The following is a 6,687-nucleotide window of genomic DNA, read 5'->3' on the forward strand; positions in this document are numbered from 1 at the left end:
TCACCTCACTACGTTTGCCGTTACGAACGAAAAGGAAAATTAAAAGCACGCAATAACTCACGAGCTTCATCATCCGTTTTTGCTGTCGTACAAACGATAATATCCATGCCCCAAATTTGATCAACTTTATCATAGTTGATTTCTGGAAACACAATGTGTTCTTTAATACCCATAGCAAAATTGCCACGACCATCAAAACTCTTTGGATTTAAACCACGAAAGTCACGAACCCGCGGAAGAGCAATCGTCACAAGACGATCTAAAAACTCAAACATACGATCTTTACGTAATGTAACTTTAGCCCCAAGAGGCATTCCTTCACGAACCTTAAAGGTCGCAATAGAATTACGCGCACGCGTAACAACAGCCTTCTGACCCGTTATTAGCCCTAAATCCTCAGCGGCAAGGGAAGGCTTCTTCGAATCAGCAGTTGCTTCACCTATCCCCATATTTATTACAACTTTATCAATCCGCGGAATTTGCATCGCATTTCTGTAATTAAACTTCTCTTGAAGCACTTTACGAATCACTTCAAAATAATGCGCTTTCATACGCGGTATTTGTCTTTCCTCAGCCATTAATCAACTCTCCCGAACGCTTGGCAAAACGAACTTTATTACCATCTGCATTCATACGAAAGCCCACACGTGTAGGCTTACCATCTTTAGGATCAGCAATCGCCAAATTAGACAGATGAATCGGAGCTTCTTTAGAAATAATTCCAGCTTCTTGCTTCTGCGTTTGACGTTGATGACGTTTAATCATATTAATCCCACGAACAAAAGCCTTATTCTCTTTTGGATTAACCTTAATTACTTCACCACTACATCCTTTATCCTTACCGGACAAAACAACAACTTTATCACCTTTTCGAATCTTTTGCATAACATTTACTCCTTACAGAACTTCAGGAGCAAGCGAGATGATCTTCATATGATTCCTACCACGCAATTCACGGGGAACAGGTCCAAAGATACGAGTACCGATCGGCTCTTTTTTGTTATCCACTAAAACCGCAGCATTACTATCAAAACGAATGACACTACCATCTGCGCGACGAATATCCTTAGCAGTACGAACCACAACAGCTTTCATAACATCACCTTTTTTAACACGGCCACGAGGAATTGCATCCTTAACCGAAACAACAATAATGTCACCGACCGAAGCATATTTCCGCTTTGAACCGCCTAACACTTTGATGCACATGACACGACGCGCTCCAGAATTATCAGCAACGTCGAGGTTTGTTTGCATCTGAATCATGACTGGCCACCTTCTCTTAATACATATATCCGATTGTATCTTTTACACACTCGGATTTGCCTGCCAAATAACGATAAAGTTATCGTCTTCAAATTTATCAATGATAACCACACTGTTAAATTCTAAAACAATAAGCTTAACTCTTTACGCTACATTGTCTTTTACAACAATCCAACATTTATCTTTCGAAATTGGTCTAGATTCTTGAATAGAAACTTGATCCCCAATCTTGAATTGGTTGTTTTCGTCATGCGCTTTATAATTTTTAGACTGCCGAACAGTCTTCTTAAGAAGCGGATGAGAATAACGGCGTTCAACTTTGACAACAACAGTCTTATCACTTTTGTCGCTAATAACAACACCCTGCAAAACGCGTTTAGGCATCTCTTATTTCCTTAAACCTTACTTTCACTTATCTTTTGACGAAGAAAAGTTTTAATACGCGCAATATCACGACGAACTTGTCTAACGCGCGCAGTCTTTTCTAATTGACCTGTTGCTTTTTGAAAACGCAAATTAAATTGCTCTTTCTTTAACTTAGCCAATTCATCTTTCATTTGGTCGAGCGTTTGCGCCCGTAATTCTGTGGCTCTCATCGCTTAACCTCATTATTCAGCAATACGCTGGATGAAACGCGTTTTTATAGGCAACTTTGCAGCACCCAATCTTAGTGCTTCACGTGCAACATCCTCCGGAACTCCATCAAGCTCAAACATGACGCGCCCAGGAGCAACACGTGCAGCCCAATAATCAACACTTCCCTTACCTTTACCCATACGAACTTCAGTCGGTTTAGATGTAACCGGAAGATCTGGAAAAATGCGAATCCACACACGACCAGAACGCTTCATATAACGTGTAATCGCACGACGCGCCGCTTCAATTTGACGAGCAGTAACCCGCTCCGGCTCAACAGCCTTCAAACCGTAGGCACCGAAATTCAAATCCGTACCACCCTTCGCAAAACCGTGAATACGGCCTTTGAACTGTTTACGGAACTTTGTGCGCTTTGGCTGCAACATTGTTCTCTACTCCAAATTTTAGTTCAATCTCAAAAACTAAGCATTTTCGCGGCGACGATTCGATGAAGAACCAGATTGATCAGCTTCCGTAGCACGACGTTCTGAAGCCATCGGATCATGCTCAAGAATCTCACCCTTAAAGACCCAAACTTTAATACCACAAATACCATAAGCGGTCTTAGCTTCTGCTGTACCGTAATCAACATCAGAACGCAAGGTATGAAGTGGAACACGACCTTCACGATACCATTCCATACGAGCAATTTCAGCACCACCAAGACGGCCAGAACAATTGATACGAATACCTTCCGCACCAAGACGCATAGCAGACTGAACAGCACGCTTCATTGCACGACGAAAAGCAACACGACGCTCTAACTGTTGAGCAATTGATTGCGCAATAATTGTCGCATCAATCTCCGGTTTACGAATCTCCACAATATTCAATGAAGTTTCAGCATCCGTCATTTCTGAGAGCTTACGACGAAGCTTTTCGATATCAGCACCCTTTTTACCAATAATCAAACCAGGACGTGCAGAATGAATTGTAATACGACACTTTTTATGAGGACGCTCAATAACAACCTTAGAAATAGCCGCCTGTTTAAGCTCCTCAAGCACATATGAACGAATTTTCAAATCCTCATGAAGAAGGCGCCCATATTCACCACTATCAGCATACCAACGAGAGTCCCAAGTCCGATTAACACCAAGACGAAGTCCTATTGGATTGATCTTCTGCCCCATTACGCGGCCTCCACTTTTTCGGTAATTTCACGAACAATAACAGTAAGATGCGAAAATGGACGTTCAATTCTACTAGCACGCCCTCGACCACGAACATGAAAGCGCTTCATCACTATCGACTTACCAACATAAGCTTCCGCCACAACAAGCGAATCAATATCAAGATCGTGGTTATTTTCTGCATTTGCAATTGCTGATTCAAGCGTTTTTTTCACAGTAGCAGCAATACGCTTGCGTGAAAACATCAAATCAGCGAGCGCTACATTAACTCTTTTACCACGAATCATTGCAGCAACTAAATTAAGCTTCTGCGGACTAACACGAATTGTCCGCGTGACAGCTCTTGCTTCATTATCTTTAAGCTGGCGCGAAACTTTAGCTTTTCCCATTCCTACTTCCTCTTCGCTTTCTTATCGGCACCATGACCATAATAAGTCCGGGTAGGAGCGAACTCACCAAACTTATGCCCAACCATCTCTTCAGAAACAGAAACAGGAATATGCTTATTACCGTTGTAAACACCAAAAGTTAAACCAACAAATTGCGGTAAAATAGTAGAGCGACGACTCCATATTTTTATAACTTCGTTGCGCCCACTTGCACGTACCTTCTCTGCTTTACCAAGAAGATAGCCGTCAACAAACGGACCTTTCCACACTGAACGAACCACCTCAGACTACCTTTCTCATTTCTTGCGTTGATGACGCGTACGCATAATAAATTTATCAGTGGCTTTATTGGAGCGCGTACGCTTACCTTTCGTAGGTTTACCCCAGGGAGAAACTGGATGGCGCCCCCCCGATGTACGACCTTCACCACCACCGTGTGGATGATCAACGGGGTTCATAGCAACACCACGAACATGTGGACGTTTACCACGCCAACGTGACCGACCCGCCTTACCATCATTAATATTCCCATGATCAGGATTTGAAACAGCGCCAACAGTTGCAAAACAGCTACTCGGAACCAAACGCTGTTCACCAGAATTTAAACGAAGAATAGCCATACCATGATCTCGTCCAACCAACTGCGCATAAGCACCTGCTGAACGTGCAATCTGCCCTCCTTTTCCTGGCTTCATCTCAACATTATGAATAATTGTGCCTACAGGCATATTACCAAGAGGCATAGCATTACCTGGTTTAACATCCACATTTAAACCAGCCATAACAGAATCACCAACACCAAGACGCTGTGGCGCAAGAATATAACTCAATTGCCCATCCTCATAGCGGATTAAAGCAATAAAAGCGGTACGATTAGGATCGTATTCTAAACGCTCAACCTTTGCTGAAACATCACGTTTAAAACGCTTAAAGTCGACAAACCGATAACTACGTTTATGTCCACCACCCTGAAAACGAGCAGTAACACGACCGCGATTATTACGCCCACCCTTTGAAGACAAACCTTCAGTTAACATCTTTATAGGTTTTCCCTTATAAAGACAAGAACGTTCCACAATAACAAGCTGACGCTGCCCAGGTGTAGTTGGATTAAATTGCTTAAGTGCCATTATTCCTATCTCCGAGCCTCTTAAAGACCTGTCGAAACGTCGATAGTCTGACCACTGGCCAGAGTTACGATCGCTTTTTTGACATCACTCTGCCGACCAACTATACCTTTGAAACGCTTCACTTTACCCTTACGGACTATCGTGTTAACTGCTTTAACTTTTACGCTAAAAAGCGCTTCAACAGCAGCCTTAATCTCAGGCTTCGTCGCTTTCGGCGCGACATTAAAAGCAACTTGATTATATTCAGAAATCATAGTCGCCTTTTCAGTAATAACTGGACTAATAATTATATCATAATGGCGAAGATCTGTCATTTAAAACGCTCCTCAAGAGCCTCAACAGCTGCTTTTGATAAAACAAGTTTGCTGCGACGCAAAATATCATAAACATTAATTCCCTGAATAGGCAAAATGTCAATATTCGGGATATTAGAGGCTGCACGAAAAAAGTTAATATCAATCTCTTTACCACCGATTAAGAGAGCGTTATTAAATCCAAGCTTAGAAAAATGAGAAACAAGCATTTTCGTTTTAGCATCCTTAACAGTCAACTCATCTACAATAATTAAATCTTTTGCTTTTAATTTTGCAGATAACGCAAGACGCAACCCAAGAGCACGAATCTTTTTAGGAAGATCATGCTCATGGCTACGAACCACCGGTCCATGTGCCTTACCCCCACCTCTAAACTGCGGTGCACGTGCAGATGAATGTCGAGCACGTCCCGTTCCTTTCTGTTTAAACATTTTTGCCCCTGTTCGCGACACATCAGAACGACCTTGAGATTGATGACTTCCCTGCTGACGACGTGCAAGCTGCCAACGAACAACACGTTGCAAAATATCCTCACGCGGAACAAGATCAAAAATAGCTTCAGAAACCTTTAATTTACCAGCTTCACTACCATCAAGAGTTTTAATTACAAGATCCATTATTAGGCTCCCTCAACTTCAGAGGTTTCCGTCACCGGAGTAACCATTTCCGCTTCCTCCTTCACAAGACGGCGAATACCAGCAGGCTTTGGAGCATTCTCAGGAAGACGCTTCTTCACAGCATCCCGTATCAAAATCCAAGAACCTTTAGAACCAGAAACAGCACCACGCACTAAAATTAAACCACGCTCACTATCAGTGGAAATAACTTCAATATTCTGTGTTGTTACACGCACTTGCCCCATATGGCCAGCCATTTTTTTACCTTTAAAAACTTTACCAGGATCTTGACACTGCCCTGTAGAACCATGAGCACGATGTGTGATCGAATTACCATGAGAAGCACGATGCCCACCAAAGTTATGTCGTTTCATAACACCAGCAAACCCCTTACCAATACTGGTACCAGTCACATCAACTCTTTGTCCTGGAACAAAATGTTCCACTGTAATCTCAGTACCAACATCAAGAAGATTGTCGGGACTCACACGAAACTCTGCTATTTTGGCTTTAGGCTCAACAGAAGCCTTAGCAAAATGTCCACGAAGAGCTTGTGAAGTATTCTTAACCTTAGCAAAGCCTACACCTAATTGAACAGCAGTATAACCATTCTTTTCAACTGTACGCTGAGCAACGACTTGACAATTCTCCAAACGAAGTACCGTCACCGGCACATGCTCACCAGCATCATTATAAATACGGGTCATGCCCAGCTTCTGTGCTATTACACCTGAACGCATCGGGTCTGTTCCTTCTGTCCTCAAACCTCAGAGCTTAATTTCTACATCCACACCAGCAGAAAGATCGAGCTTCATAAGCGCATCCACTGTTTGCGGCGTTGGATCAACAATGTCAAGAAGACGCTTATGTGTTCGCATCTCAAACTGCTCACGACTTTTCTTATCGATATGCGGTCCACGATTGACCGTAAACTTCTCAATCCGCGTCGGAAGCGGAATGGGACCACGGACATTTGCACCGGTACGTTTAGCAGTCGATACAATCTCACGCGTCGACGTATCAAGAATTCTATGATCAAACGCTTTCAAGCGAATGCGAATATTCTGACTGTTCATGCTCTTTATTTCCCTGTTATACAAAGTGCCTTCAATAATCAAAGCACTCAACAAGCATTATTTATTCAATGATCTTAGAGACGATACCGGCACCAACAGTACGACCACCTTCACGAATAGCAAAAC

14 protein-coding genes and 1 pseudogene are annotated in these 6,687 nt (G+C 42.7%); all 15 read right to left on the reverse strand.

The window, feature by feature from the left end:
* Positions 1–20: 20 nt before the first annotated feature.
* Positions 21–578, reverse strand: a complete 558-nt coding sequence (gene rplE, locus ACFINW_RS03670) for a 50S ribosomal protein L5 (RefSeq protein ID WP_375611477.1) — start codon at positions 576–578, stop codon at positions 21–23.
* Complete coding sequence (rplX, locus tag ACFINW_RS03675) at positions 571–885, reverse strand: 50S ribosomal protein L24 (protein WP_375611476.1); 315 nt, start codon at positions 883–885, stop codon at positions 571–573. The genes rplE and rplX overlap by 8 nt, the downstream gene beginning before the upstream one ends.
* 12 nt (positions 886–897) lie before the next feature.
* Positions 898–1,266 (reverse strand): 50S ribosomal protein L14, encoded by a 369-nt coding sequence (gene rplN / locus ACFINW_RS03680; protein WP_004855715.1) that lies wholly within the window; start codon positions 1,264–1,266, stop codon positions 898–900.
* Between the two features lie 144 nt (positions 1,267–1,410).
* Positions 1,411–1,650: a 30S ribosomal protein S17 gene (gene rpsQ, locus ACFINW_RS03685; RefSeq protein WP_012231991.1), complete on the reverse strand. Its 240-nt coding sequence runs from the start codon at positions 1,648–1,650 to the stop codon at positions 1,411–1,413.
* 11 nt (positions 1,651–1,661) lie between these two features.
* Positions 1,662–1,862: a 50S ribosomal protein L29 gene (gene rpmC, locus ACFINW_RS03690; protein WP_375606714.1), complete on the reverse strand. Its 201-nt coding sequence runs from the start codon at positions 1,860–1,862 to the stop codon at positions 1,662–1,664.
* A gap of 12 nt (positions 1,863–1,874) precedes the next feature.
* Positions 1,875–2,288, reverse strand: coding sequence for a 50S ribosomal protein L16 (gene rplP / locus ACFINW_RS03695; protein ID WP_375611475.1), 414 nt, complete (start codon positions 2,286–2,288; stop codon positions 1,875–1,877).
* Positions 2,289–2,324: 36 nt separating this feature from the next.
* On the reverse strand, positions 2,325–3,035 hold the full coding sequence (rpsC, locus tag ACFINW_RS03700) for a 30S ribosomal protein S3 (RefSeq protein WP_273791408.1): 711 nt from the start codon (positions 3,033–3,035) through the stop codon (positions 2,325–2,327).
* Positions 3,035–3,424: a 50S ribosomal protein L22 gene (gene rplV / locus ACFINW_RS03705; protein WP_375621437.1), complete on the reverse strand. Its 390-nt coding sequence runs from the start codon at positions 3,422–3,424 to the stop codon at positions 3,035–3,037. Before rplV ends, rpsC begins: the two co-directional genes overlap by 1 nt.
* A gap of 2 nt (positions 3,425–3,426) precedes the next feature.
* Positions 3,427–3,705 (reverse strand): 30S ribosomal protein S19, encoded by a 279-nt coding sequence (gene rpsS / locus ACFINW_RS03710; protein WP_004855734.1) that lies wholly within the window; start codon positions 3,703–3,705, stop codon positions 3,427–3,429.
* A gap of 15 nt (positions 3,706–3,720) precedes the next feature.
* Positions 3,721–4,554 carry a 50S ribosomal protein L2 gene (gene rplB, locus ACFINW_RS03715; RefSeq protein WP_375621438.1) on the reverse strand — a complete coding sequence of 278 codons (834 nt, stop codon included), beginning with the start codon at positions 4,552–4,554 and terminating at the stop codon, positions 3,721–3,723.
* A gap of 20 nt (positions 4,555–4,574) precedes the next feature.
* Positions 4,575–4,868 carry a 50S ribosomal protein L23 gene (locus tag ACFINW_RS03720; RefSeq protein ID WP_375606718.1) on the reverse strand — a complete coding sequence of 98 codons (294 nt, stop codon included), beginning with the start codon at positions 4,866–4,868 and terminating at the stop codon, positions 4,575–4,577.
* Entirely contained in the window at positions 4,865–5,485 is a 621-nt protein-coding gene (rplD, locus tag ACFINW_RS03725; RefSeq protein WP_375621439.1) for a 50S ribosomal protein L4, read from the reverse strand. The genes ACFINW_RS03720 and rplD overlap by 4 nt, the downstream gene beginning before the upstream one ends.
* Before the next feature lie 2 nt (positions 5,486–5,487).
* Positions 5,488–6,225: a 50S ribosomal protein L3 gene (gene rplC, locus ACFINW_RS03730; protein WP_375621440.1), complete on the reverse strand. Its 738-nt coding sequence runs from the start codon at positions 6,223–6,225 to the stop codon at positions 5,488–5,490.
* A gap of 27 nt (positions 6,226–6,252) precedes the next feature.
* Positions 6,253–6,561: a 30S ribosomal protein S10 gene (gene rpsJ, locus ACFINW_RS03735; protein WP_005773267.1), complete on the reverse strand. Its 309-nt coding sequence runs from the start codon at positions 6,559–6,561 to the stop codon at positions 6,253–6,255.
* 61 nt (positions 6,562–6,622) lie between these two features.
* A pseudogene (locus ACFINW_RS03740) lies at positions 6,623–6,687 on the reverse strand (elongation factor Tu); the annotation flags it as partial.

This window comes from Bartonella sp. AA18HLJMS (assembly GCF_042197245.1).
In the GTDB taxonomy this organism is placed as follows: domain Bacteria; phylum Pseudomonadota; class Alphaproteobacteria; order Rhizobiales; family Rhizobiaceae; genus Bartonella.

Bases quoted from the DNA above. Each gene is read 5' to 3' on its own strand.
- rplE (WP_375611477.1), bottom strand. From the start codon at position 578: ATGGCTGAGGAAAGACAAATACCGCGTATGAAAGCGCATTATTTTGAA.
- rplX (WP_375611476.1), bottom strand. From the start codon at position 885: ATGCAAAAGATTCGAAAAGGTGATAAAGTTGTTGTTTTGTCCGGTAAG.
- rplN (WP_004855715.1), bottom strand. From the start codon at position 1,266: ATGATTCAGATGCAAACAAACCTCGACGTTGCTGATAATTCTGGAGCG.
- rpsQ (WP_012231991.1), bottom strand. From the start codon at position 1,650: ATGCCTAAACGCGTTTTGCAGGGTGTTGTTATTAGCGACAAAAGTGAT.
- rpmC (WP_375606714.1), bottom strand. From the start codon at position 1,862: ATGAGAGCCACAGAATTACGGGCGCAAACGCTCGACCAAATGAAAGAT.
- rplP (WP_375611475.1), bottom strand. From the start codon at position 2,288: ATGTTGCAGCCAAAGCGCACAAAGTTCCGTAAACAGTTCAAAGGCCGT.
- rpsC (WP_273791408.1), bottom strand. From the start codon at position 3,035: ATGGGGCAGAAGATCAATCCAATAGGACTTCGTCTTGGTGTTAATCGG.
- rplV (WP_375621437.1), bottom strand. From the start codon at position 3,424: ATGGGAAAAGCTAAAGTTTCGCGCCAGCTTAAAGATAATGAAGCAAGA.
- rplB (WP_375621438.1), bottom strand. From the start codon at position 4,554: ATGGCACTTAAGCAATTTAATCCAACTACACCTGGGCAGCGTCAGCTT.
- ACFINW_RS03720 (WP_375606718.1), bottom strand. From the start codon at position 4,868: ATGACAGATCTTCGCCATTATGATATAATTATTAGTCCAGTTATTACT.
- rplD (WP_375621439.1), bottom strand. From the start codon at position 5,485: ATGGATCTTGTAATTAAAACTCTTGATGGTAGTGAAGCTGGTAAATTA.
- rplC (WP_375621440.1), bottom strand. From the start codon at position 6,225: ATGCGTTCAGGTGTAATAGCACAGAAGCTGGGCATGACCCGTATTTAT.
- rpsJ (WP_005773267.1), bottom strand. From the start codon at position 6,561: ATGAACAGTCAGAATATTCGCATTCGCTTGAAAGCGTTTGATCATAGA.